General features: G+C 44.1%; 29 protein-coding genes. 19 read left to right on the top strand and 10 right to left on the bottom strand.

The features are described 5' to 3' along the window. Positions 1-22: 22 nt before the first annotated feature. The 9 genes from E7747_RS01550 to E7747_RS01510 all read right to left on the bottom strand — a co-directional run bounded on the left by E7747_RS01550 (position 23) and on the right by E7747_RS01510 (position 8,825). Positions 23-2,620: a carboxypeptidase regulatory-like domain-containing protein gene (locus tag E7747_RS01550; protein ID WP_168185182.1), complete on the bottom strand. Its 2,598-nt coding sequence runs from the start codon at positions 2,618-2,620 to the stop codon at positions 23-25. Positions 2,621-2,628: 8 nt separating this feature from the next. Further along, entirely contained in the window at positions 2,629-3,432 is an 804-nt protein-coding gene (locus tag E7747_RS01545; protein WP_136413684.1) for a GLPGLI family protein, read from the bottom strand. A gap of 23 nt (positions 3,433-3,455) precedes the next feature. Beyond that, positions 3,456-3,968 carry a hypothetical protein gene (locus E7747_RS01540; protein ID WP_136413682.1) on the bottom strand — a complete coding sequence of 171 codons (513 nt, stop codon included), beginning with the start codon at positions 3,966-3,968 and terminating at the stop codon, positions 3,456-3,458. Positions 3,969-3,996: 28 nt separating this feature from the next. After that, entirely contained in the window at positions 3,997-4,488 is a 492-nt protein-coding gene (locus E7747_RS01535) for an RNA polymerase sigma factor (protein WP_168185181.1), read from the bottom strand. A gap of 202 nt (positions 4,489-4,690) precedes the next feature. After that, on the bottom strand, positions 4,691-5,560 hold the full coding sequence (locus tag E7747_RS01530; RefSeq protein ID WP_136413678.1) for a GLPGLI family protein: 870 nt from the start codon (positions 5,558-5,560) through the stop codon (positions 4,691-4,693). 13 nt (positions 5,561-5,573) lie between these two features. Next, positions 5,574-6,449 carry a GLPGLI family protein gene (locus E7747_RS01525; RefSeq protein ID WP_136413676.1) on the bottom strand — a complete coding sequence of 292 codons (876 nt, stop codon included), beginning with the start codon at positions 6,447-6,449 and terminating at the stop codon, positions 5,574-5,576. Between the two features lie 55 nt (positions 6,450-6,504). Then, positions 6,505-7,488 (bottom strand): TolB-like 6-bladed beta-propeller domain-containing protein, encoded by a 984-nt coding sequence (locus E7747_RS01520; protein WP_136413674.1) that lies wholly within the window; start codon positions 7,486-7,488, stop codon positions 6,505-6,507. A 93-nt stretch (positions 7,489-7,581) separates the two neighbouring features. Then, entirely contained in the window at positions 7,582-8,487 is a 906-nt protein-coding gene (locus E7747_RS01515; protein ID WP_136413672.1) for a GLPGLI family protein, read from the bottom strand. 119 nt (positions 8,488-8,606) lie between these two features. Next, positions 8,607-8,825, bottom strand: a complete 219-nt coding sequence (locus E7747_RS01510) for a hypothetical protein (protein ID WP_136413670.1) — start codon at positions 8,823-8,825, stop codon at positions 8,607-8,609. A 418-nt stretch (positions 8,826-9,243) separates the two neighbouring features. Here E7747_RS01510 and E7747_RS01505 point away from each other — a divergent pair, with 418 nt between their 5' ends. The 5 genes from E7747_RS01505 (at position 9,244) to E7747_RS01485 (ending at position 14,607) form a co-directional block, all read left to right on the top strand. After that, a complete protein-coding gene (locus E7747_RS01505; protein WP_228449226.1) occupies positions 9,244-9,981 on the top strand; it encodes a helix-turn-helix domain-containing protein in 738 nt (245 codons plus the stop codon). 68 nt (positions 9,982-10,049) lie between these two features. Then, positions 10,050-11,156, top strand: a complete 1,107-nt coding sequence (locus E7747_RS01500) for a tyrosine-type recombinase/integrase (RefSeq protein WP_136413666.1) — start codon at positions 10,050-10,052, stop codon at positions 11,154-11,156. Positions 11,157-11,283: 127 nt separating this feature from the next. Then, the gene (locus E7747_RS01495; RefSeq protein WP_136413664.1) at positions 11,284-12,576 is read left to right on the top strand and encodes an ATP-binding protein; all 1,293 of its coding nucleotides are present in this window, start codon (positions 11,284-11,286) and stop codon (positions 12,574-12,576) included. A 4-nt stretch (positions 12,577-12,580) separates the two neighbouring features. After that, the gene (locus E7747_RS01490; protein WP_136413662.1) at positions 12,581-13,117 is read left to right on the top strand and encodes a hypothetical protein; all 537 of its coding nucleotides are present in this window, start codon (positions 12,581-12,583) and stop codon (positions 13,115-13,117) included. Between the two features lie 176 nt (positions 13,118-13,293). Continuing rightward, a complete protein-coding gene (locus E7747_RS01485; protein ID WP_168185180.1) occupies positions 13,294-14,607 on the top strand; it encodes a hypothetical protein in 1,314 nt (437 codons plus the stop codon). 68 nt (positions 14,608-14,675) lie between these two features. Here the strand turns inward: E7747_RS01485 and E7747_RS01480 are convergent, their stop codons facing one another. Continuing rightward, positions 14,676-15,200 carry a GNAT family N-acetyltransferase gene (locus E7747_RS01480; RefSeq protein ID WP_228449225.1) on the bottom strand — a complete coding sequence of 175 codons (525 nt, stop codon included), beginning with the start codon at positions 15,198-15,200 and terminating at the stop codon, positions 14,676-14,678. 267 nt (positions 15,201-15,467) lie between these two features. Here E7747_RS01480 and E7747_RS01475 point away from each other — a divergent pair, with 267 nt between their 5' ends. From E7747_RS01475 to E7747_RS01410, 14 genes are all read left to right on the top strand, one after another. Continuing rightward, positions 15,468-15,854, top strand: coding sequence for a helix-turn-helix transcriptional regulator (locus tag E7747_RS01475; protein ID WP_136413656.1), 387 nt, complete (start codon positions 15,468-15,470; stop codon positions 15,852-15,854). A gap of 4 nt (positions 15,855-15,858) precedes the next feature. Further along, entirely contained in the window at positions 15,859-17,271 is a 1,413-nt protein-coding gene (locus E7747_RS01470) for a DUF3987 domain-containing protein (protein WP_136413654.1), read from the top strand. Then, positions 17,258-17,623, top strand: coding sequence for a DUF6371 domain-containing protein (locus tag E7747_RS17185; protein ID WP_136413652.1), 366 nt, complete (start codon positions 17,258-17,260; stop codon positions 17,621-17,623). The genes E7747_RS01470 and E7747_RS17185 overlap by 14 nt, the downstream gene beginning before the upstream one ends. Beyond that, positions 17,613-18,035, top strand: coding sequence for a DUF6371 domain-containing protein (locus E7747_RS17180; protein ID WP_136413650.1), 423 nt, complete (start codon positions 17,613-17,615; stop codon positions 18,033-18,035). The genes E7747_RS17185 and E7747_RS17180 overlap by 11 nt, the downstream gene beginning before the upstream one ends. Position 18,036: 1 nt before the next feature. Next, positions 18,037-18,447 carry a DUF3408 domain-containing protein gene (locus E7747_RS01455; RefSeq protein ID WP_136413648.1) on the top strand — a complete coding sequence of 137 codons (411 nt, stop codon included), beginning with the start codon at positions 18,037-18,039 and terminating at the stop codon, positions 18,445-18,447. A gap of 185 nt (positions 18,448-18,632) precedes the next feature. Next, a complete protein-coding gene (locus tag E7747_RS01450; protein ID WP_136413647.1) occupies positions 18,633-18,998 on the top strand; it encodes a plasmid mobilization protein in 366 nt (121 codons plus the stop codon). After that, on the top strand, positions 18,979-19,953 hold the full coding sequence (locus E7747_RS01445; protein WP_136413645.1) for a relaxase/mobilization nuclease domain-containing protein: 975 nt from the start codon (positions 18,979-18,981) through the stop codon (positions 19,951-19,953). The genes E7747_RS01450 and E7747_RS01445 overlap by 20 nt, the downstream gene beginning before the upstream one ends. An 18-nt stretch (positions 19,954-19,971) precedes the next feature. Further along, complete coding sequence (locus E7747_RS01440; RefSeq protein WP_136413644.1) at positions 19,972-20,730, top strand: hypothetical protein; 759 nt, start codon at positions 19,972-19,974, stop codon at positions 20,728-20,730. A 90-nt stretch (positions 20,731-20,820) separates the two neighbouring features. Next, positions 20,821-21,324 (top strand): hypothetical protein, encoded by a 504-nt coding sequence (locus E7747_RS01435; RefSeq protein ID WP_136413642.1) that lies wholly within the window; start codon positions 20,821-20,823, stop codon positions 21,322-21,324. Positions 21,325-21,561: 237 nt separating this feature from the next. Then, positions 21,562-22,644, top strand: coding sequence for a DNA cytosine methyltransferase (locus E7747_RS01430; RefSeq protein WP_136413640.1), 1,083 nt, complete (start codon positions 21,562-21,564; stop codon positions 22,642-22,644). After that, positions 22,644-24,746, top strand: coding sequence for an ATP-binding protein (locus E7747_RS01425; protein WP_136413638.1), 2,103 nt, complete (start codon positions 22,644-22,646; stop codon positions 24,744-24,746). Before E7747_RS01430 ends, E7747_RS01425 begins: the two co-directional genes overlap by 1 nt. 5 nt (positions 24,747-24,751) lie before the next feature. Next, positions 24,752-25,357, top strand: a complete 606-nt coding sequence (locus tag E7747_RS01420) for a response regulator (RefSeq protein ID WP_136413637.1) — start codon at positions 24,752-24,754, stop codon at positions 25,355-25,357. Then, positions 25,357-25,941, top strand: a complete 585-nt coding sequence (locus E7747_RS01415; RefSeq protein ID WP_136413635.1) for a hypothetical protein — start codon at positions 25,357-25,359, stop codon at positions 25,939-25,941. Before E7747_RS01420 ends, E7747_RS01415 begins: the two co-directional genes overlap by 1 nt. 6 nt (positions 25,942-25,947) lie before the next feature. Beyond that, entirely contained in the window at positions 25,948-26,460 is a 513-nt protein-coding gene (locus tag E7747_RS01410) for a very short patch repair endonuclease (RefSeq protein WP_136413633.1), read from the top strand. The last annotated feature ends 44 nt before the right edge of the window (positions 26,461-26,504 follow it).

Here is a 26,504-nt window from a genome sequence, read left to right as displayed (position 1 = left end):
TTCATAACTATTGTAATTTTGATTATTTACTGAGTGATATTGAGATTAGCAGCTCGCGGCCTCTGAGCCAACGCTGGCTCTCAAATGACGTGAGCTGGTTGTATGTTATGTAATTGTATGTGCGCTGATTGAAAATATTGCTCAATGATGAGGATAATTCCAGTCGCTTGCTGAGCTTAAAGATTAACTTTGTGTCGAGCAGGAATACGTTTTTGAAGTTGTCGGTGCTCAGTTCGTTGCGGTAGTACTCGCCGCTGATGTGCCACTCCCATTTCTTGTGTGGCATGATGTTGAGAAGAAACTCGTTCTCCATGCTGCCGAGCCATGAGGCGTTCGAGCCGTTCATTGCGAGTCGGCTTGAAGAAAAATCGAACCTGTAGTCAAAACTGAGCCATCGGAGCAGTGCACCGTTGATTTTAGCTCCTGCAGACCACGACGTGCCGACTGAATTTACCGAATTGTTTTCAGAGATAAGATATGATTCGTTTCGGCTGAATGAGCCGTTTATGTTTGCACTGCCTCTCATGAAGTCAAGTGTCTTGCCTATGTTTCCGCTCGCCATAAGCATTTTTCCGTCACTCTTTGCCGATGTGTAGGAATAGACTACATAATCACCGTAAAGCTGTTGGGCGAGTGTATATGGATTATGACTCCATGACTGCATCGCAAAAACGTTGGCGAACATTCCGCGCCGGGTATGCTTATAGGATAGATTGACCGATACGTTCTGCGATGTTGAGTTGTAGAAATCATCCACACCCCGGCGGAAAGATCGGTAGTTTGTCATCACATATCCTGGCTGGATAAGGTTCAGATTCATCGGCGAACGTCCTGTGCCACCACGCACAGCCATTGAGAACCGGTTGTTTGGTTTCCAGTTCATACTCAGCGACGGCGAGAAATAGACCTCACTGCGGTTGGCGAGAGCCTTGTCGAATGTATAGTGGGCGAAGCTGACGGGAGCGTTAAGCGAGAAATTCACTCGCCTTACCCAATACTCGAATTTCGGGGTCGCATATACCGTCAAATAGTTTGTGTTCAGCATATTCGTTGTTTCTTCGTCAAGCGAAGCGACTCCGTCGATGACTCCCGGTATTTCCTCCAGCATATCGGGTAATCCCGTGTTTAGAGAGCGTAAATACCCATTGACACCTCCTTCAAGACTGATTGTTATACCTTTGATGGAGAAAGCGTATGTCGCGCTCTCGTTGGTATAGAAAGCATGGTCTTTGACTTGTTGACGCATAAATCCGTCATTCATCGACACGGAAAGCGTCTGTGGCAATGACTCCCATTCGTTCTTACTGATAAACGTGATAAGGTGACGGCCGTTGAAACGCTTGATAAGTTTGAAATCGTTGCCTGCATAGTAGTCGGGGAGCGATGCAGTCTGGTTATTGGACAATGAACCTGAGACACTGAGGCTTATATCATCCCAGTCGATATTTGTTTTCAGAGTGTTGTTGATGAACGCGGTCTTTTGGTTCAGTTCATAGATGAGCTTGCCGGACAGTGAGTGTGAACGGTCAACGCCGTTGCGGTCTTCGGTAACGACACGGTTGCCTTCATTGAGATAGTATGTCGTGATGTTGGCTGCTTCTGCCTTCACGCGGTTGAAAGAGTAATCAATCTGAGTCTTGAATTCGCCCCGTCCGAGTTTCCAGAGTGAATTGGTGGATACAAGAGCCGAGCGGTTGAACAGAGTGCGTTTCCGGCTGAGGTTAGGCACACCGGGGAGAGATACGCCTACATATCTGTGAAGGTCTGTTCCACGTCGCGCAGCGAAAAAGTCTGTTGCCTGAGCCGAGAGGTCTTCACCGATGTTGTTGGTCTTGAATGTGGTTATATTCTGGAAGTTTGACATTACCGCCATTGCAAACAACTCGCCATCCCATATCGCACCTTCTGGCTGCCATGAGTAACCACCTCCGGCATCACCGTGAAAAGTCCATGTTGCTTTTGCCTTGTTCTTCAGTTTGAGGTTGATAGCAGCCTTGTCGGAGAAGGAGATGCCAGAAAGCACCTGCATCGGCTGATGGTTCTCCATGACCTCGACCGCACCCACATCCTCATGGCTTATGCCATTGGTGGCTATGCCATATTTACCACCAAGCAGATCAGAGCCTTCGATATAGAATTTGTTGATATCCTCGCCCTGATACTGGATCTTGCCGGAACTCTCGACGTTGATACCCGGCATACGTTTGAGCACGTCGCCGATTGAGCGGTCCTGCTGTTGGGCAAAACTTCCGACATTATAAGTAATGGTATCTCCTTGTTCACGGATACGGTCAGCCTTGACCGTAACCTCTTTGAGCAATGTAGAGCCCGGTTCGAGTCTGACGGTAAGCGGGAAAGAAACGCTGTCAAGAAAGATGGTCTTCTTGGCGAAACTCATCATCGACACCTCTAATCGACAACCGGCAACTGACGGCAACGACATAGTGAAACCACCATCACTCTTCGACGTGGTGTATTTCTTTATCTTGCCGTCAGCCCCCTTGACAATAACTGAAGCCCCGGTAATCGGTTCGTTGCTTTCCTTGTCAACAACCATTCCCGTGACATCTGTCTGAGCTATTGCATTTGCAGTGGCTAATAGGCACAGAAGATGTAACATTAATTTTTTCATTTCCTATAATCGGTTTCGAGGAAGTCGTAAGATTCGTCAATCTCTATTCTTGGCATATCTGCTACATTTGAGCCTGTGGCAGCCCGTATATATTCTAAAGCATTGTCGGTAAACGATCTCGTTGACTGAAGATACTTTATTCTGTCTGTTTTTTCATAATTTTCTTTTCCAAAGATAGGGCGTATTATTTCAGAAGTATTCTGGACACCGTCTGCAATGAACGAATATTGACCGGTCAAGTCTTCCGCACTCAATATGAGTCCGGGAAGTCCACAAAGTTTCCAAGGACCGTCCTGCAGTGGAATCTCAGGAGTAAACCAGACAGCCCAGTTACGGCCTCTGAAATTACATGTCGCTTTCACGCATTCGTAGTCAAGGATTTTCTTTGTTGAATCGGTTATTTCCCATTGTTGTGCAATGAGAGGTTCATCATATACCCAGAAGTCAGCTCCCACGAGATCATATACCGAGGTGACACTGTCTTTCGTGGATTTCAGAACATACATTGGCTCTTTTTTTATTGGTAGGTTGGCTACATCCCTCTTTTCCATAGCAGCCTGAACCATCTGGCTGTAAGCCATTCGTCCCTCCGCAGTTGTCATCATTGAATCCACTTGCTCGTTGACAATGCTGAAAAATTTTGATTGATTTCTGTCAGCGAGGAGAACCATCTTGCTGTTGACAGCTTTGCCGGTCGGATCATGATGGTTGTAGCCATAAGTGACTTTAATATCTGCAATCTGCGCGAAAGCCCCTGATGCGGCAAGGCACATAAGTAAGGTTAAAATAAGTCTGTTCATATTTTTTCGTATTACGTGTAAGATTAATCCTTGATGGAGTTAAGGTCGCGGAATAGTCTGATATATTGTGGCCAATAGTGTGACACGCCTAAAACTATCCAGACCACAAACGAGACAGACAGTGCCCATAGTGCCGTCGGGTTGTTATACAATCCGTTAATAAGAATCAATCCGATGACAACTCCAAAGAATATTTCGCCGGAAATCATCAGCCTCTTTATTTTTGCAGTCTTGTAGAACAGTTTTGCCGGAGTTAGAGTCGCGATGTTGATTTTTTTGAGTGTGAAATACAGATATCCGTACCAGATAGCACAGATCAGAAGATATATGACAAGATATATTTTAAATTGAAGGGTGAATTTTTGCGGACTGAAGCCTCCGATTATCATTGCAGTGAAAACGACTGCGAGCATAGCACAGTTTGTCATTACCTGACGAAATTTTTTGAGTATCTTGGTCTGTGCGGTTTCTGATGCGGCCACGTTTATCTTGATGTCGGAGCCGGTCTTGTCGAGGACCTTATCAAGCTTTGACATATTTTTTTTGAGTTCGTCGAGTTGCATATCATATCTGTTTTGAGAGTTTATCTTTGATACGGTGGATTTTAGTCGCTACCGTATTTCGTTTTAAGCCGATTGTGTCAGCTATCTCGTCGTAGGAATACTCGTCAAGCCAAAGCAGGATAATGGCTTTTTCGATATCTTCAAGCCTGTTGATCAAATCATATAGCATTTGAAGATTTTCTTTCTGAGCATCGTCTATTTCCGTAGTCAGAGCAAGAGCTGATAAGTCGATAGAGACTGTCTCCGGTCTGACTTTTGAAGACCTTATTGCCATCAGTGCTGAGTTGACTGCCACACGATATATCCATGTCGACATCTTGCTTTCTCCTCTGAACTGACTCAATCCCTGCCAGATATTGACATAGATTTCTTGCCTGAGGTCATCAAACGGCAGTTTTTCCGAACTATAGAAATAGCAGATTTTGTTGATGATGCGGGAATGCTCCTTTACCAAGCGGGCAAAATCCCTTTCTGTTATTGGTGGACCGTTCATTTTATTGTGGTTTTGCTCTGTAAGGTGCATGAATTAGCCGGATAGTTTCATAAGACTTAAAAATTTTTTTGCGTGTTTTATTTAAATAGCTGTAAAACAAGTGTCTAACGTGGATATTATTTGTTAATCATTTTTTTATAAATCGGTTGGTGGCCTTAGCGGTTGTAACTGCCGAGATCGAAAGCATGGAAATCTGTATTGTTTATTTATAATCATAGTCTTTTTCGATACCTATACGGTAACGTTTCGGTTTATCAGGAGAAGAATCAATCTTAATATCAAATTCTGCCGAAAGAGCACCGCCGTCTAATTGTTTCAGGTATTCAAAATTCTCCTTCAGGAATTTCTGTCTTGTAGTTTTTTTCGGTTTCCTGACCCAAGGCTTTACAGGTTGCGAAACAGGATATATCTCTTTCAGTTCAAACCGGTATAATCCTTCGGCATCTGACGCTGACACTACAAGCCCGGGCAATCCACTGAATTTCCACGGTCCGTCATGCCACGGTAAATCAGGAGAAAACCAGACATGCCAGTCGCGTCCATGATAGGAGCATGTCGCAAGCATGCAATCATAACCATTTATAGTTGATACTGAATCAGTGATAATCCAGTCTACCGGCGATAAAAGAGAATCCGTATACTGATAGAATTGACTATCAAAGAAATCATATACTGTCATGGAGTTTGCCAAACGGTTTTTCTCAATTAGCCAGTTGCTGCGTTTGTGGGGATATGTCCTTTCACCGGAACGTCCGCTGCGATACCATGCAAAAAACATTTCATCCCATATCTTATCACCGTTCGGCTCCATTTTCAATGAATCAGTCATCCACGTGTGATAACTGTAGCAGAATGATGATTCAGGATACAGTTCAAGGCGTAGTATATCCTTCCGGAATTTTGCTTCAGATCTTTCGTCGGAAAGATCCGGCTCCCGATTATTACCTATATAAGTGTATATTTCGTTGAGTTCATAGACAGCACGATAGACTTGCCCCTTGTCATTGGCCTTTATAGCTAATGCGATTAGCAATAGATTAAAGACAGTCAACAATCTTACAATATGTTTCATATCCTGCTGGCTTTTAATGATAATCGGTTTCGAGGAAGTCTATGTTTTGAGAGTTAGCCTTTCGCTGTTTGGGCGCATCCATGTTGACTTTGCTTCCGTCGGGTGTATCCATTATCAGGATTCTTGAAGTCGCTCCGGCATTTTTTTGGTAGTCGGAGTAGGCTTTTAGCATATCGATACGTTTCATCTTGTCGTATTTGCGCGGCTCATAGATCGGATATATTTCCTGATTGCTGTTTTCTACACCTGTGGCGATGAAACTATGTTGGTCAGTAGAATCTGTCGCTTCAAGAATCAGTCCCGGCAACCCGCAAAGTTTCCACGGACCATCCTGAAGAGGTATTTCAGGTGTGAACCATACCGTCCAGTGGCGTCCGTGGTAGTCGGTTTCAGCCATAAAGCAGTCATAACCGAGTACATTTTTTGTTGAATCTGAGATTGACCAGACAAATTCAGTGAATGGCTCGTCGTAACGCCCATACTCGCCAAGACCGTATGTATCATAGACTGTTGTAGTCCTGTTTTGTAGTGATTTAAAAACATATAATGCTCCCTTGTAGTGTGGAATGGCTGAATAATCGCCATCCTTAAGGGCTTTGTCAATACCTATAGTAATAAGATTATCATGTAGCTTCCTCCCCTGTGGAGTCGAATTAAGCGAGTCGAGATATTCATTGTTATAATTATAATATTTTGAGTAATCGGAATTGGCAAGCAGCAGATAGTCATGATCGTTAGTTACGGCTTCTCCATCATGACGCAAGGCTTGATAATGATAATTGTAGCTCACTTTGATTCCTGCACGGGGGTATTCCGGCTTCTTCTTCGCATTGGCACAGAGTGTGACAGAGAGAAGAAGCAAAATTCTGATGATTCTGATTGTTTTCATTGCTATGTCTTATGCTTATTTTTAGATGGTCAATAGTTATTGGTTATAACGGAGGTTACATTGCGATGAAGTCATTTCCTGTCCACCCTGTCACCGAATTGTCATTGCCGACGGCTATCTTTTGCAGATTTACTTTTACGGCCTCACAGTTGATAATATTTCCGTTCCAGTCAATTTTGTAGATTGACCGGCTTGATTCGGAGTATCCATTATGCAGGGCGTAGATATAATCGTCGGTCGTCGTAATATCGATGAAATGTAGACGATTCAATTCATCGAAATCCGCTTCTTCAAGAGTCTTGGGGTCGAAGGTGTCTTCTCCGACTCTGATGGAACTGATGATATTTCCGTCGGTGTCGAATATTTCGACAATAGGATGAAACCTATAGGCAAACGCGAGGCGGTCGTGTTTGCCTAAATATGCCATCTCGCCCATATTCGGCATCCATGCCTGTAATTCCGGCGAGATGTTGATTTGTCTTATTGTGTCAATCTTTGAGCATGTAAGGTCGGCCTTCATCGCATACTGACGTCCTCCTTTGGGTTCACGGCCTATGAATACATATTTATCAGTGCCGGTCATAAAGACATCCTGTGCATATAGCGAGAGCGGGAAGGGTACAGAACTGTTGCCGTCCATCAGATACTGCCGTGTCCTGACAAACGCGGTATCATTCTCAACGGAATAGATTTCGCAGTCATCCTGTCCGATGACGCGAATCGAGCCATTGTCGGCAATAAAAGGAAGAGGCATATACGAGACATAGTAACCGTCATCGCGCTTGCCCATATCGGGACTTACCTTGATCGTATTGCTGTCACGATCAACGACCGCACGGCGAAGACATCGCTGTCCGTTGTTTTCATGGCCTTCGTAAACAAACAGCAGTGTGTCGCCTGTCATTTTCATGTCTGTCATGTGGCGTATAGCCGGCAGCGCATTTCCGGCGACATCAAATTTCGCATGTAATGCGGTTGATTGTGCGTTGGCACATACTGGCATTAACATCGACAGTGCCATTGTCTTTAATATTTTCATCTTATCTTTAGACGTTTGTTAAGAGTGGTCGGTCTGTTCCTGTCTGGACTATTGAATTTGCCGTCAGGGATTTTTAGATTGATTCTCAAATTTTTAATGATAATCGGTTTCGAGGAAATCAATGTGCAAGTCGGGATTTTTCTCGTATTCAGGTTCAGGCATGTCGATTTTGCTGCCGTCGGGAGCGTTTTGTATAAGCATTCGCGACATAGTGTCGCCTTTCAGCAAAAACTCTCTCTGAGCAGCGAGCATTTCAATTCGCGATACTTTTTCATAACTTTCCATATTATATACAGGAGTCATTTCCATATCGGATGATTCAATTCCGTCGGCAGTGAAAGAATGTTGTCCTGTTGAATCCGCGGCTTCTAAAATCAGACCCGGGAGTCCGCATAGTTTCCATGGACCGTCCTGCAAGGGTATTTCCGGAGCGAACCATGCCGTCCAGTGCCGACCACGGAAATCGGTCTCGGCCATGACGCATTCATATCCGAGTATCATTCTCGTGGAGTCGACTATCTGCCATTGCATTCCGCCGAGAGGTTCTGTGTAATAATGGGCACTTGAACTGCCGTTTCTGTCAAACAGCGACGTGATCGAATCATTTCGGGATTTGAAGATAAACATCCTGTTTTCAGGCAGTGCACTGTCGTCAAAAACTCCGGTTTCAGCATACTTTCTTGATATATTACTAAATATCTCACGATACATTCTCTTGCCTGAGGGTGTGGAGCGGAGTGAGTCGATATATTCACATTTTGCATTGTAGAATTTCGATTCCGTCCCGTTAGCCAGCAATATCATCTGATACTCGGCCGTGTAGGCTTTGGCATCGGTCTTCAGATGCTCTTCGTGGCAGAGATAGCTGACCATGATTTCAGCGCGGGGATATTCTTTTTTATTCTTTGCACGGCGTGGTGCTTTTGGCGATGAATTTGCACACGCTCCGAGAGCGATGCAAATTGCAAGGAAAATCGTGATGATTCTGATTGTTTTCATTGTTATGTCAGTTGTTCGATTTTTATATATCAATAGTGCCGGTTTGTGATGGATGCTCTATTTCTGAAAAGTCATTCTTGATCCTGCAAATGTGGACATTATTGTATTATATAATATATTCATTTTATTTCAAGGGGCTTATATGGGATTGACTGTTTGGCAGCGTCGGCATTGTTTATTCGTTTACCGTCTTTGCCTACAACATGTATCCTGTTGCCATCTCCACCCATTGATGCAATCAAGAAGCCTATTGGTGAGTTGAAATAGCGGGCAAGTGTTTTTTCAACATCGGAAACGGAACACCGTTTGTCGTTGCCGTCCTGATAAGTATATTTCATGCATCGGCAAGTAATTAGTTGATTATCAATGTGTTATATTGATAGTAATTGACTGTTACTGAACGATAAAACTTAACTCTTACAAGAACGCCTAATGCTGATAACTGTCAGTGTTAGGCGTTTTTATGCACTATTTTGTACGGATTTTGTACGACAGCGACTCATTTCACCCCAAGCGTCAGCAAGGTGGTGGAGAAAGTTGACAATGGTTGTCAATGGTTTACGAACATTTACAAACAACGGAGAAATCTCCACAAATGAGAAGAGTAGCAACATTAGAATTGAGAAAATTTGCGAGTGGTGTGGCAAGCAATTCACCGCTCAGACTACCGTCACTCGTTTCTGCTCGAAGCGATGTGCGGAGCACTCCTATAAGGAGCGAATGAGACAGCAGAAGATTCAACTGGCAAACTCAACTGTGCCAGCGACGACATCTGCTATTAAGGAGAAAGATTATCTGACAGTCGCAGAAACAGCGAAAGTGTTGGGCATGACTCGACAGGGTATTTATAAACTGATTTATCGCGGCGATCTTGTTGCAGCCAAACTCAGTTCTCGCCTGACACTTATCAAACGTGAGAGTATAGACAAAATGCTTGATGGTTCTCCATATACAAAAAGAGAAACCAATGAAAAGAAAACTATAAATGAGTTCTATACCCGTGCCGAGATCCGTGAGAAGTTCGGGGTCAAGGATTCGTGGATATACAAGGTCGTTGCTGAGAACAATGTGCCTAAGACAATCCTTCGTGGTAAGGCGTATTTCAGCAAGAGCCATATCGACCGGATTTTCTCGGCGAAAAAGGAGAATCCGGAAATTACAGAGTGGTATTCTGTCAAGGATATTCAGTCCAAGTATGGGATGACGCTCTCAGCGATATATACGCTGGTGTCGAAAATCGGTATTCCGAAGCGCAAGGAGGGTCCGAAGGTCTATTACTCCAAATATCACTTTGATGTGGCTAAAGGTGCCAAGTCGGCCGAGGATGTCGAGTTTATTTCAGTGGCTGATGCCATGGAAAAATACTCGCTTACCCGTGACCAACTGTATCACTATGTCAAAACACACAAGATAACCAAGCTCCGTTGCGGCAAGTATGTCAAACTGAACGCCAAGGAGTTATCCGAACTTTTCAATCCCAAGATTGAGTTATAATCCGGTGATTTTTGTCACCCTATAACCACCTCATACTTTTGCGCATTATAAATCTAAAACAAAGAAATATGGAATCAGCAACAATCACCAAAGTGACCCTCCGAAAAGAGAAACTCCGCAGCGGCAAACTGTCGCTCTATCTCGACTACTACCCACCCATCTGGAATCCGCACATCAAGAAGATGTCTCGCCGGGAATTCCTCGGTCTATATCTCATCGGCAATCCTAAGGACAAGTTTGAGCTTGACTACAACGAGGAAATCATGCTTAAAGCACGTGGCATACGTGCCACACGTGAGTTGGCTATCATCAACGAGGAGTTCGGTTTTCTCGACCGCACCAAGAAACAGGCGGACTTTCTTGAATACTTCGAGAGCAAGACCAAAGAGAAATACCAGAAATGGGAAATCGTATATAAGCACTTCAAAGATTTCTGTAATGGCAGATGTCTGATGAAAGATGTGACCATCGGACTATGCAACGACTTCCGCACATATATTCTCAAAATCCGGGTGAAACAGACGGGCAACATAATCTCGCGCAACTCTGCCGCCGGATACTGGTCAACGTTCCGAGCCTTGCTGAAGCTGGCATACAAGGAAGGTTGGCTTCGGGAAAATGTCAACGACTATCTTGACCGCATCGACTGGGAGGAACCGAAAATCAACTATCTCGAAATAGAGGAGGTTAAGAAGCTGGCTGCCACGCCATGCAAAGTCGATGTACTAAAACGTGCATCACTCTTCGCCTGTATGACAGGACTTCGCATCAGCGATATTCTCCAGCTCCGTTGGGAGAACATCGAACTGTCACCCGACGGTGGCTATTGTATGCGCATCCGCACCCAAAAGACCAAGACGCAGGCAACACTGCCATTGAGCGATGAGGCGTTGTCATACTGTGGCGAACAAGGTCGAGGTATGGTATTCAAAGGACTGAGCCGAGCACACACCCGTGAACCATTCAAGAAATGGCTGAAAGATGCCGGTATCAAGAAGAAAATCACCTTTCATGGACTTCGCCACACATACGCTACGCTCCTCATTACCAACGGCACAGACATCTATACCGTCAGCAAAATGCTTACGCATAAAAACGTGGCCACGACGCAGATCTACGCCGAGGTCGTAAACCAAAAGAAGCGCGATGCCGCTAATTCCATCTCGCTGAAATAACTTCCAAGTGAAACATCCCAAATATTAAAAGCGAATCACCCCAAAAACACAAAACAAATTACCCCAAAAACACAAAACCTCTTGCGAATATCGTTAATTATTAGTAGCTTTGCGCAAAATACAGTTTATGGAATACTTATCTCGAACCGCGGACCCAATATTACATCTTCTATTAGACGCTTTTGGAGCAGTTTTGATAGAAGGGCCTAAGTGGTGTGGAAAGACTACAACCGCGGAACAAATGGCTAAGAGCGTTATAAAATTGCAAGATCCGGATATGCAAGAAGACTATCTCGTCACCGCTCAATCAAAACCATCGCTTTTGCTTAACGGCGAAACGCCTCGTCTTATCGATGAGTGGCAGGACATACCTGTCCTTTGGGATTCAGTACGTACGATGGTTGATAAACGCAGTAAACCGGGACAGTTCATTCTTACAGGATCTAACACCGTGCCACAAGACAAAATCAAACATTCAGGAACGGGACGTATTGCTACTCTCAGAATGCTACCCATGAGTTTATGGGAGTCTAAAGAGTCATCTGGGCAAGTGTCAATTTCGGAATTGTTTAACAATGCTGATTATGATTTTGACGGCGCAACATCAAAACTGTCAATTGAAGATTTAATTTTTGCGGCTTGCCGAGGGGGATGGCCTGCGTCTCTCAATGGCAATACTCCTGCCGCGCAGCTGTTGGTAGCCCGTAACTACATCAATAGTGTTTGTGCTAAAGATATTTCTCGCATTGATGGAAAGAATCGTGATGAAAAGCTATCAAGACAAATTTTGAAATCATATGCCCGGAATATTTCCACTTTAGCTAAGAAGACATCCATACTTGAAGACATAACGGCATCTAAGGATATCAATTGTAGTATTCCGACTCTTGATGATTACATCACAGCTCTGGAACGTTTGTTCGTCATTCAAGATATAGAGGCATGGTGTCCGGCAATCAGAAGTAAAACTACTATTCGCAGTGCGCCCAAGCGGGGATTCTGTGATCCCTCTATTGCGGTAGCCGCACTTGGTCTAACTCCGGATGCGCTGAAAATGCAGCTAAAGACCTTCGGTTTCATTTTTGAGCAGATGTGTATTCGTGATCTTCGTGCATATACGATTGACCTTGATAGTCAAATCTCCTATTATCGCGATAGATATGGACTGGAGGCTGACGTAGTCCTTCATCTGCCAGATGGCAGATATGCTCTGATAGAATGCAAACTTGGCAGCATGGAAATTGAAAAAGGTGCAGAACACCTGCTAAAAATCAAAGAACTCATCCGTGAGAAAAACAAGGCAGAAAAGCAGATGCCCATTAGAGAACCGGATCTGCTGATTATCCTCACAGGAGGCACAATGGCCTATACCCGGAATGATGGCGTAAAAGTAATACCACTTGCGGCTCTTAAACCATAACTAAATGAGAAATAGAATTATACGACTATACTATCGTGCCAAGGATCTTAGCGTCCGCAGATTTTGGGAGAATATCGGAAGATGGTTTTCCTATTTCAATATATCACGTCGTATCTATGACTTTGATTATTCAAGCATTCTCGCTGTTGAACGGCATCAGATAAGCCGAGTGCGCGATTCAATAGCTCATTTCCATAATCATATGTACGCCGAGCGTGATATTGAACGCCTTAATCTTGCTATAAGGTTGTTGGACATTATAGAAGAGGACGGATGTAGCGAACGTGTCGGCAAGCCTTTTAACTTAGTAAAAAGTGAAAGCAAGGAGAATTTGTATGAAATTGAAGACGATCCTGAATCATACTACACAATTCCGGTTTATGTGAATTACAAAAATGCCATGCGTTTTAGTAAGATAGAATTGTCCAGATATACAGATAGTAAAGATGGCGCACTGTGGCAATCACATCTGAGAGTTGAAAAGGCATGGCATATCTACCATACACTCAGGCTTTACTTTATGCGAAGCTGGTGGGATTGATTTCATATTAACTCTTGAGTGCTGAACAAAACAGTGGATTAAATTGTCTATAAAGACATAAAATTTTAATCCACTGTTTGCTTATGAGAAATACGCCCCAGCGCACGAGGAGCTATACTCCCCCTAACCGGGACAAAATTTTTATCTGGAGTACCGTTGTTGCTGGATGTGGCATCATGGCTTTACTTGGTCGCCACGCTGCCATTCACCGTTTCGGCACTGACCAATTTACCAGCAATGTACTCTTTGCCGTTTTCTTTGTCCTTTTAGTCGGTCTTTATTGCGGTTTCCAATCAGTAATCGAAGACGTGTTCAATCGTCTCTCGACACTTTTTCGCCGCCGTGAAGTCATGACTATTGCCGAGACACCGACCGGTGAAAAGGTCTCAATATCCACGACAGATGTACAGGAAATACAGGAACAATGCTCAACGCCGATTCCAAAAACTGCTTGTGTAGCAGAGAACAAAGGAGAATCGAAAGTCGCCATTCCCATGAATGAAAACCGACCGTTTGAGGTATTGGAAATTGTAGACGATATGCGTCATATACGTTTCCCTGATGGAGAAGAGGCTTATGTAGGCATGGAATTATCTGACGATGAGATTCTGATTGAGAAATCATATAATGATTCGAGAGACTATGATGCTGAACTTGAGGAAGCATACAACGTATATCTTGACTCTATGACAGATGAGGAGCGTTATGACCATGAGCACGGAGTTACCCGCATTCAAAAGAAGCGGGAATATGATGAAGATGTAGGTTTCTTCTCATCAGGATGCATTCAGGATGTTCACAAGAATCCGGATGGGTCCACTTTGATAGAGGAAACAGAGCAAGAGGTTTACGTTACTCCCGATGGTTCGGTGTATTATCTTGAGGACATGGGTCCAATTTGTGATTTTTATGAGAAACACAAAGACAATATCGAATCGCATGAGGAGATAATGACACGAAAGCAGCGATGTGATGAGGCGTTTAACGAACTAAAACGTCACGAAGAACTATATAATCTTGAACAAGTGTCGTTTATCTGTGCATATATCACACATACGATGGAACAGTTCATGGAGTCTCACGAACTGGACAAACTACACAATAATGCAAAAATCTGGACAGTCAATCCGTTAGCCCAGTTCGATGCTGTTCAGCTACGGAGCAATCACCTGTCAAAAGAAGACCTGAAGCATCTTGGCTATAATGTCGGGAAATTCCTGAAACTGAAAGGCGAAAACATCGCCTTATTCATCAAGAATGTATTTGCTGAAAGTTTCGGCACCGTGCAGGTGGGAACTATTATTGCGAAACTTGCCGATAGGAATCCGGGAAAAGACCGCATTCCTTTACTCTCTGCCAAAGAAATGAATTATCTTTTCGAGCATTATAAACGCTATAAGACCATTAATCTCGACATTATCCCTAAGAGATTGGCAGAGGAAGAGGTTAAAGCCAAATTAGAGGCAGCTAGAAAGAAGAACAGGAAATAATATGGGAACTTCCCGGTATAGTATTGGCGAATAGCCGTGACTTTTGTCATGGTTATTCGCCCCTTTTGTTATAAATCAATCTTATAAAGCTCATGAACACACAGAGGAGAATCATCCGACAGATTAGGATGCCTGAACTCTCCGGCCTTTACCATTCCAATCTTTTGCATCACACGCTCTGACGGTGCATTTATCTTGGCAGTGAAAGAAAACAGCCTTTCAATACCCACACTCTTTGCCAGACTCAGCACAGCTTTGGCGGCTTCGGTTGCATATCCCTGATTGTGATAGTCAGCGGCAAGACGCCACCCTATTTCGACACCGGGAGTGAAATCTGCATCGAAACCAATCTCATGAAGTCCAACATATCCGATAAACTCACCTGTGGATTTTATTTCCACAGCATATAATCCCCAGCCTTTAGAGTCAAACTCATTCTGAATACGATTGTAGAAAGCCTCTGTCTCAGCATCACTCAGTGTTGCCGGGAAATAGCGCATAACACGTGAGTCCTTGTTCATTGCAATGAATAAAGGCAAATCTTCCGGTTTCCATGAACGTAAAATAAGTCGTTCAGTTTCGATATATATCATAATGAGTCCGATTTATGGTACAAAATTACTCAATTTTTCACACCGGCGAAAGTCATCTATGGTTATTACTCAAAATAACCACAAAATCACCTAATCTTTGATTAAATCACCATACAAATATTTCCAAGAAATATCGTCTGATTTTCAAAGCGTTAACACTTGCCAATCGGTTGTTTTAGGAAGTGAGTATGGTTATTTATTTCACCATCAACTCACTTTCAATCAGTGCGGTTTTATTTCCGTAAAACAATTTAAAACCGTACTGAAATGGAAACATCAACACCAACTTTCGACCAGCTGCCACATGTGGTAAGCGGTCTCTCCGAGAAACTCGACCGAGTGCTTGACCTGCTTGAAAAGGCAGGCATCGCCAGCCACTCCAAACAGTCCAAGCCCTCACGCAGACTCGTGTATGCGAAAGAGGCTTGCCAGATAATCGGCAAGTCACTTTCGACTCTCTACCGCGCCGTCAAAGCTCCGAATGACCCCATTCCGAGCTATAAGCGCGGCAAGCTCCTCTATTTTTATGAGGATGAAATATACGCATGGATTGAGGGCGGCCGCAAACATTCCGCCGCTCCTTCCCTCGCCGAAACAGCAGCGACCATCACTGCCAGTATGAAACGCCGTCCCCGCGGGGGCTATAATTTCTGAGCTTATGGAAAAGAATATTACCCCAGACTCAGTTATCAGCGCGTTGATGAATCACGCCAAGACATCCGACAGTGATTTCCCGGTGCAGGTGTTCCCCGCCAAGATGCAACGGATTATACTCGAGCTCAACACCACCTGTGGTTTCCCAATTGACTACACGGCATCGGCTATGATTGCCGCCATATCCGTGGCAATCGGCAATACCCACCGAATCGAGGTTAAACGCAACTGGCAGGAATCGGCAATCGTGTATATCGCGATTGTCGGACGCCCCGGAGATTGCAAGTCACACCCGCTTACATTCGTGATGCGTCCGCTGGTTAATGCCGACTGGAAGAACAATCAGGAGTTTCAAAAGAAGCATTGCGAGTATCAGCAGGCTGTGGCTATGAGTCGTAAGGAACGCATCAGTGCCGGACTGGAAGAATTTCCTAAAGAGCCGAAGCGTCTGCGCTATCTCGTGTCTGACGTTACGCAGGAGGGTCTGAGTGCCATTCACTCCCACAATCCTCGTGGCTTATGCCTCTGGGTTGATGAGTTGTCGGCATGGTTCAAGAACTTCACCCGCTACAACACCGGCTCGGAAGAACAATTCTGGCTTTCGGCTTTCAACGGCAGCACTACAATGTCTGACCGCAAGAATTGTCAGAACTCCATATTCATCAAGCGTCCGTTCATTTCGGTGGTCGGAACAATCCAGAAACGACTGCTCACCGAACTTGCCAACGGTGAGAGAGCCACCAACGGTTTTATTGACCGCATACTATTTGCGATGACCAAGAGTAACGGCAAACCGAGATGGAACGAGGATGAAGTGCGCGATGATCTCGACCGTGAATGGGAGCGCATACTCAACCGTCTTCTTTCAGTGGAGTGTGTGGTCAACGAGGAGAAAGAGCCAATACCCACTGTCATGCGGTTCACAGCGGATGCCAAGCGCAGACTCTATGAGTGGCAACATGAGAACGCCGCCATATGCGACAATGAGATGAGCGACAACGTTGTCAGCTTCTTCTGCAAGCTCGAAATCTATGTGCTCCGGTTCTGCCTGATACTCCGGATTGTTCGCTGGGCTGTCAGCGAGGAAGAACCGCGCCCCTCGGACATCGAAGATGATGACGTGGCCGGAGCGATAGAATTGGCTGAATACTTCCGGGGCAACGCGCTTAGTGTACTAACCTGCATCAGCGAGGAGAAACTGAATGAACTGCACCGCACCGTGTATGAGCATCTCACCGAGGAATTCTCAACCGCTGACGGCATCCGTATAGCCGAGCGGTTCGGGATGAAAGACCATACCTTCAAGATGTTCCTTACCCGCAATCTCAACACCCTGTTCCGTCGTGTACGCCAAGGGTGGTATAAGAAGCTGTCGTGTTACTCCGCTAACAAAGTTACTACCGATGAGCAGGATTGATGATGCAATGGTGGAGGCCTCCATGCGTGGCTACGACCGGAACAATCTCTTCGCTTTCGTGGCAGCGATTGTCGGCAGTGATAAAGCCCGGCAATTGATGAAAATGTATCGTGTAGGCACATCGAAGCATTGGCAAGGTGCCACGGTATTCTGGCAAATCTCAAATGACGGTGAAGTCCGTGGCGGAAAGATTATGCTGTATGACCGATTGACCGGACATCGTGTTCAGGAGCCGTTTCCACACATCAACTGGGTACACTCGGTGTTGAGATTGCCCGACTTCAAGTTAACCCAATGTTTCTTCGGTGATCCCATACATCCGCGACAAACCGGTTGCCATTGTGGAGAGTGAAAAGACGGCAATACTCGCAACTCATTACCTTTCGCAATATCTGTGGCTTGCCACAGGCGGCAAGTGCAGTTGTCTCAACCGCGAGGCAATCCAAGCACTCCGAGGCAGAGAGGTGATGCTGGTGCCAGACCTTAACGCTACTGACGATTGGCGCAAGAAACTGACGCTATTCGATGATTCGGGAATAAAGGCAACTCTGTTTGACTCGCTTGAACAGATGGCTACCTATGAACAGCGAGAACAAGGTCTTGACATTGCCGACTTTCTGATAGCCGAGCAAACTCCACATGGCATCCTTGAACAAATGATGCAACGTAATCCGGCATTGCGACAACTCGTTGACGCGCTACAGTTGGAACTCGTAGGCATCGAAGAATACAAACCGAGCGAAAGCTCACTAAAATCTGAATAAAATGGCACAATCAAAAATCTCAAATCCTCAGTCATCCGAAATGACTGGCATGTCTAACAACTCAATTTTCTCTGAAACTATGGAAAATCCAACCAACCCCGAAGTTCAGCCCGTCGCTGAACAGAGCGAAGCCGCTCAGTCAAAATCAACCCGCCCCACCACCAAGCAGCGCAAGAGCGAACTCGAAGATTACCGCACCGCCTTCTTTGCCCCGATTAAACTCGGCAAGGACAACAAGCATCAGGTAGCCATCAGCAACGACACGTTTGACCGTGTCGAGCGCATCGCACGATTCTTCGGCGGGTCCGGTTATAGCGTCAGCAACTTTGTCGAGCACATCATCAATGAGCATCTCGACAGCAACGCTGCCAACTATGAAGGCTGGTTCACTCTAATCAGTAAATCGTTCTGACCACTGCCCCAAGGCAGTGAAAATGGCGAAGCCATCGGCAACGCCGGTATCCGGATATTCTGTAAGGAATAGGAGGATAGCAAGGTAGTGGCAATGTAAACATTTCCGACCTTGCATCCTCCGTTACCGGGCGGCTGGAGTCCGCTCCCGATGGTCACAAAGTCAAATCTCAAAATCCCAAGACAATGACATTCACAAGAAGAAAGAAAGCTCCTCCGGGAGCAACCGAGAAGTCTGGCAAGTCATACATTGTCAGTGTCAGGCTCAATGAAGAACAGTATCAGACCGTGCAGGAAAACTGTCGAAAATCCGGCAGAAAGATGTCTGACTTCTGGCGCCACGCTCTGCTCAACGCCAAGGTTACGGCAGTAGCCACACCCGATGATATGGCGATTCTGCGTCAGATCGGGAGCATGGCGAATAATCTGAATCAGCTTGCAAAGAAGGCAAACGAAGCGGGTTTCAAGCTCGTGGAGTGGTCTCTCAAAGGTCTTAGCAAAGAGATGAAAACTCTTTACACACAGCTGTCGTATGATTGGAGGCATAACTAAAGGGAGCTGTTTTTCCGGTTGTGTAGAGTATGCCCTCGCGCTTAAAGAGAAAAACAAGGAGGCTCGTCTGCTCTATTCCGAGGGTCTGTTGACCGACACGCCGAAAGATATTATCGACGGTTTTGAGTGTCAGCGGCATCTCAACAGCAGGGTCAGACACTGGTGCGGACACATCTCGTTGTCCTATTCTCCGAAAGATGCCGAGCGCATGGACGATGAATTTATGGTGAAGCTCGCGCTGGAATATATGGATAAAATGGGGATAAAAAACACCCAGTTTATCATTGTCCGGCATCTTGACAAGGAGCATCCGCACTGCCACATCGTCTATAACCGGGTGGATAATGACGGTAAATGTGTAAGCGACAGTTTCGAATATTACCGCAACAATGAAATCTGTGACGCAATGAAACAGAAATATAGTCTGATCTATGGTGAGAACAAAGACAACGTGAAAACCCAAAGTCTGAAAGGACGGCCGAAAATCCGACAGGAGATTTATCTCGCCGTTCAAGCCGCCAAAAGATTGGCAAAGGACTGGACTACTTTTCAGCGCGAACTCGCACAAAAAGGTGTCACCGTAAGGAAAAAATTCCGACGAGGCTCTACCGAAGTCGATGGTCTGTCCTACTTCAAGGACGGGCAAAAGTTCAAGGCCTCGCAGGTTGACCGCAACGGCAGATGCTCCTACGATGTCATCTGCAAGGCACTCGACCGAAATAAAAACCGACAGTCCCAGCCTGCATCGCCCTCGCCAAAACCGATGCGACAGCAGCCTAAACAGGAACCGGGTGCCGCTGCAAAAATCATCGAAGCCGGTGCCGATATGGTCGAAGGACTCGGCAATGCACTAGGTGACCTCTTCCAAGTCGGACCTGCCTACGATCCGGAAGAAGAGGCATTCATCAACGAGATGAAACGCCGTCAAAAGAGAAAAAGAGGCAGAAGTGTGTAATTTCAAAAACTGAAAAACATGAAAGAAAATTCTGAAAATTTCTCGGAGAATATTCTCCAAAACATCGCTGATGACCTCAGCACAATCAACGGTACGTGTACCGAAATCAAGGAGTCGCAACTCAACTGCGCCACCGCCGATGACCTCAAAGAGTATGCCGAAAAAGTCGAAAACATACTTCAAGATGGTGTCATCCCGGCTGTCAATAAGGTGAACGAGCTGATAAAGAATCCACCAACCTATAATATCGAGATGAAGACAGACGGACTGGCAGAAAACCTCAAAAACGGACTTTCCGAAGCAGTCAAAGCAGACCTCTATGAAAGCGTTGACAAGGTAATTAAGGACGGTATCAGCTCAACATACGCTCAATCGGTAAGCTATCTGAAGAATGCCGTCAATGACATCCGCTACGAAGTAAACCGCATAATCAGCGGCCACTGGTGGCTGGTAATGCCCAAATGGGCAAAAATCACGGCTATAGTTTCAATCATCGCAGCCATAGGATTCGCCGTAGGATTCTTCTACATGGTATCAGAGAACCAGAAATATCAGAAAGTCGAATGGCTCTATCGTTACGAGCGCATGAGCTACAATGCGGAAGGTATCCGCGATATGATGCTCCGCGAAGAAGCGATGATGGTTGGCTCCAAGCAGGAACAGGATAGCATCAAGGCTTTGACCGTCCGGCTTGAACGCCGCAAACGAGCCGACCGTACCCACGTCTATTTCCGGCCTTCTGATTCATGGACACCGGAATCAAAACCACTCTGGTAATCATGAAAGTTAACCGACTCTTGAATCTCGCAATCGAAGCAAGTGCTTCTATCCATTGCTCCTGATTTCACTCACAAAAAAACGAAAAAAATGACAGCACTCAACCACCTCCTCTCTCGCGTAAAAAACATCTTCAGCCACAAGGTTACAACCGCAGCAGCCGCGCCTCCTCTGGCAGAGCCACCCACCGACATCTCGGTCGTAAGCAACCTGCGACTGAAAGCCGCACTCGCTGACATCAAGAAATATCTCGCCGACAACTTCGGCACTCCGACCGCGAAGCTGCAATATAAGGACTACGCCAACGGGACCAGTCTGACCTCCGAAGATGCGATCTTTGCCGTGTCGCTCGTAATCCTCACGGAGGCGGAAGGAGCCGCTCATCTCCCCGACAACGTGTTGCTGCTCGGCGGAGTCACATCAACCAACGATGTAAAATGGCTCGCTGTCGAGCTGAGAAAGTTCACCAACTTCCTCATGCAGCTCTGTCCCAAGCACCGTATCCAGCACCTTGCCTTTGCCTTCGACAAGACCGAGAGTGACGATCCCCGCTTCGTCAAAGAAGCCGACGTCACCTGCCTCCGCCTCTACTAATAAGTAGTCACACCCAACGCCCCGACAAGACACCCCCTCTTGCCGCTCTTGCGGGGCGTTTTCATTGTTGATCGTTCAACGTCATACCGCTGACAAGTCCTTAATCAAATGTGACATAGATGAAACTCGTGCATTTGTTGTCGTAATATTACGACAAAATCCTTTTCCAAATGGAATAAAATCGTTAACTTTGCATAATAATATACCCACAATGAAAGCAATAAACAGCGTACAAACATGGCAAGACTCACCCATAAACGGCCTGGGCGCTTACCTCGAATAGAGGTCGTCGATCTATTCTGCGGAATAGGAGGCTTGAGCTATGGCATGAAAACTGCTGGATTTAAGATACTTGCAGGCTTCGATTTGGATCAAACATGCAAGTATGCTTATGAAACCAATACAGAGGGTAATTTTATTTATAAGGACATTGTAAAAGTTACGGCAGAAGACATTTTGCCTCGATACTCCAAAGGTGCCATTCGTGTCCTTGCGGGGTGTGCCCCATGTCAACCGTTTTCATCTTACGCATTCAAGAACAAAGAGAAAGATCCAAACAAATACGACCTTCTTTATGAATTCGGACGTTTGGTCAGAGAGGTTAAACCAGATATCGTCACCATGGAGAATGTTCCGGCAATTCGTAAGTTTAAATTAAAATCGGTACTCCAAGATTTCATATCCTTACTTAAAAAAGAAGGATACCATGTGTGGTGCGATGTAGTTTATTGTCCAGACTTTGGCATACCTCAGACTCGTAAGAGATTAGTTTTAATCGCATCTAAATTAGGCGATGTTGAGCCATTAGTAGCAACCCATGACAAAGAAAATTATGTTACAGTTCGAGATATTATTGAGAACCTTCCAGTACTTAACGCCGGTCAAACAGATCCGAGTGACCCTCTTCACAGATGCAGTGCCCTTAGTGAATTAAATTTAAGACGCATTAGGTCTACTCAAGAAGGAGGCGGTTGGAAATCCTGGCCGAAAGAACTCGTGTTGGAATGCCATAAGAAAGAAGGAGGCAAAAGTTTTGGCAGCGTATATGGACGAATGAAATGGGACGAGCCTTCTCCAACCATGACGACTCAATGTACCGGAATTGGCAATGGTCGCTTTGGGCATCCCTCTCAAGACAGAGCCATTTCCGCTCGTGAAGCAGCATTGTTACAAACGTTCCCTTCGGATTATAAATTTTTCAAAGACGAAAAATCCGTTTCTCTTACAATCGCATCAAGGTATATCGGCAATGCCGTACCACCAAAATTAGGCGAAATCATAGCGCTTAGTATCATTCACCACATCAAATACCATAAATAATGGAATCGAACAATTCTCTAAAATGGAGGTTTGACATCAGTACATTCCGCCTGATAGGTCGGGATCTGATTACAGACCGGGTGACAGCATTATTTGAATTAATAAAGAATTGCTATGATGCTAATGCCACATCTGTACATGTTAAATTTGAGAATGTTGGTAATGATAATGATAACTCAAGCATTACCATTTCTGACAATGGTATTGGAATGTCATTTGAAGATATCCGTGACAAATGGATGGTTATTGGCACATCCAACAAACGAAAAAATAAAATAACGCCAGCCCCTATTAGTCGCCGTTGTGTTGGAGAAAAGGGAATAGGTCGTTTTGCCGTAGATAAACTCGGTGATAATGTAACTATATTGACCAAGCAAGATAAATCCGATTCTTGGCTGGAAGTAACAATTGATTGGAGCCAGTATTTCAAGTCTGCAGATGATAAAGAGAATATTTTATTCACCGATATAGAAAATAAATATACGTTCAAGCCGGAATCTAACACCGACATACATGGAACTACGCTAACGATAAAAAATGTTCGAGAAAAATGGTTAAAATCTGACATTAAGAGATTTATTTCTGAAGTCTCAAAAATAGCCTCCCCGTTAACAAACGTTTCTTACCCAATGACCATCCATGTTGAATCAGATGAATACGATATTAATACAATAGCATCTAAAAGCTTGGACGATTTGGATTTGGCAACCATCAATTTTGAATTGGATTTTGATTTAGACAATATGGTGCAGGAAACTGCATATTTTTGTCCCCAAACAGGCAAAATCAAAATAGATAAAATCACATTGCCAATATTTGGCGGAATAAAAATGAAAGTTTATTATTTCGATGAATCAGCAAGGAAGAAATATCGAAGAACTTTCCCTAATGATCAAATTGATGGCATCAAGATATATCGAGATAGCGTGATTACCACTCCTTTTGCAGAAAGCCAAAATGACAGCGACAAGAAAAGGGATGTTCTTGGCATAGACAAACGTTTATGGATGAATTTATTCGATAGAGTCAGCACCCGTGAAATCATTGGTTACGTTGAAATAACAAAAGAGGATAATCCTTTGATTATAGACGCAACCAATAGACAGGATTTCGTAGATAACGAGGAGTATCGCGCATTGAAGGATTTTATAATTGTTCAACTGGATGCGTTAGAACAATATAAAATCTTTGTCCGTAAACAAAAACGGCTTGCAAACAAAGCATCATTAGAAGGCGCAGAAGAAGATATTCACTCATTTATTTCTTCCGTCGAAACTCTTTCGGAGAAGAATCCTGACCTAAAGAACGAATTAGAACCAGTCATTAGACAAGCTAAAAAAACAGGAGCTGCCGTTAAGACTGCAATACGAGAGAAACAAGAAGCGGAGAAAGAATTTGAGAGAAGAGAAAGCATATATATGAGCATTATGTCATTGCAGGATTATGCAATACATATTACCCATGCGGTTCGAACAACACTCAATAAGATTAGAGATCGCGTAGAATATATAAAGAAATTTTTTCCTGATGTATCTAAGGAAAAAGTGTTTAAATTATACGCACTCCGTATGAGTGATGAATTTAAGTCGCTGAATAAGGTTATTAATTACATGCTGAGTTATTCTCAATCCGAGATACGACCTGAAGATATTGATTTAAAGGAAACGGTATCAGAGGTAATTGACGAGTATCAAGATAGATTTAGGGATTCAGATATAAATGCAGAGTTAGTAATGCCTGAAACTGTCGTGTTAAGAAACACAAACAAGATCTTCTTTAGAGATATATTTCAGAACTTGATAGACAACTCTATCAAAGCGCTACGCCATACAGAAACGAAGATGATTCGTATATCTTCATTTGCACAAAAGGATAAACTAATCATACTTATATCTGATAATGGATGTGGGATTCCTGAAGAAAAAAAACAATGGATTTTTGGCCTTTATAACTCAACTACCCAGGAAGAAGGAGGCGCAGGTATTGGGCTATATATTGTAAAAACGCGCGTAGAATCTTTAAAGGGAAATGTTAGTGTTGTAGAGAGTGAATACGGCGAACACGGTTCGACTTTCCAAATAGAATTACCATTTAAATCATAAAATTCATGGAGAAATTCAACTTGGTTTTTATTGATGACAATATGCGAGATCTTGATTTGGATCCGTTTGTGAGAACTATTGCCGATCTAAATACAGATGCAGAGGTAGCTGTATTTACAAATCCGGAAGAAGGTCTATCCTATATCCTAGGACATTTGAATACAAGAATGATTGTTTTTTTGGATTGCAAATTGGACGGCTACAAATTACAAGGTATTGATGTACTGTCCTCTATTAGGGAAAAGACATCTCTACTTTATGTTGTCATGATGTCTGCAAACAATCTGGCACAGATGCATACGTCTTCAATAATCCGAATGATTAATGAAGAATATATTTGTTTTTTTGATCGCAATAATAATCTTCCAGAGGATGCGTGTCGTGTAATTGAGAAAATTAAACAATTATGGAATGTACGCTTTGATTGCGTCTTGGAAAACTGGTTAGCAAGACATGTTGCAGATGCTCAAAAAGTGGTCTTAAAGAAAGATGGTCGTGGATATACCTGGAATGATATTCTTCAAGAACTAAGAAACCAAACCAAGTTAGGAAAGAGTTTTGAAGAATTAGTAAATCAATACTATATTTATCAATTCACAAAGCAAAACTGATGGCCAATATATTAATAGCATATAATAATATGCCTGGTGTGGTGTTATGCGATTTTTTTGAAAACTGTTCGGACAATATAAAACAAAAATGTATTGACACAAACCATCAGTATACATCATTAACGCCTCCTGACCTTGTTAACGATATAATAAGGCCCATGGTAGTCAATTACGATATGTGTTATATCGCTGCCCATGGAGATGCAGAGGGGATAATAAACGAAAACAATGAATATTTTCTTTCAGTCAACACGACGAACTATGACTTCCGAAATAAAATATTGTATTCCGTATCATGTCATACTGGGCAAAATTTAAAAGAAAATATGATTCGAATGGGTGTTAAGCTTTATGTAGGCTACAATGATAGTTTAATTATCGGAGAATTCGAAGATATTTTTATCGAATGTATTAACTCCGGAATAGAAAGCATTTTGGATGGAAATGAATTTGGCATTGCCAAAGAGCACATGATAAGTACCTATAACAAAGCGATTGACAGTGCATCATTTTTCGATGGTTTACACCTATTACACAATAGAGAACATTTGGTTTTTGAGGGAGATATGAAATCAACAATATGATTACACATGTCTGATGTGATGACATCGGAGCAGCGGAGCCGCTGCATGGCGTCGATAAAGGGAAAGGATACGAAGCCGGAGATGATTGTGCGGAAGTATCTTTTCTCACGCGGTCTGCGTTTCCGTGTTCAGGTCAGGAAGCTGCCGGGAAATCCTGATATTGTACTGCCGAAGTACAAGACCGTTATTTTCGTCAATGGATGCTTCTGGCATGGGCATGAGGGTTGTAGGTATTTCCGATTGCCAAAGTCCAATATTGAGTTTTGGAAAGAGAAGATAGAGCGCAATGTTGCCCGCGATGTCCGTAACGAAGCCGAGCTGAAAGCCCTTGGATGGCGTGTCGTCGGGGTATGGGAGTGCGAAATCAAGACCGTAGCACAGCGAGAGGAATATCTTAAACGCCTGTATAACCGCATTGTCAATCCGACTCAATCATACCATATAGAGACAGACATGGATAACCAATCCATAGCGGCCGAGCCTGAATCAGAGCAAATTTATGGCAACAACCATTCTTAACCTTGGTGTGTCTGATTTTTGCCCATGCCATTCATTAACTTTGT

It is taken from the genome of Duncaniella dubosii (assembly GCF_004803915.1).
Classification (GTDB): domain Bacteria; phylum Bacteroidota; class Bacteroidia; order Bacteroidales; family Muribaculaceae; genus Duncaniella; species Duncaniella dubosii.
Note: the sequence above shows the minus strand (reverse complement) of the source record. Positions and strands in the feature narration are given on the sequence as shown.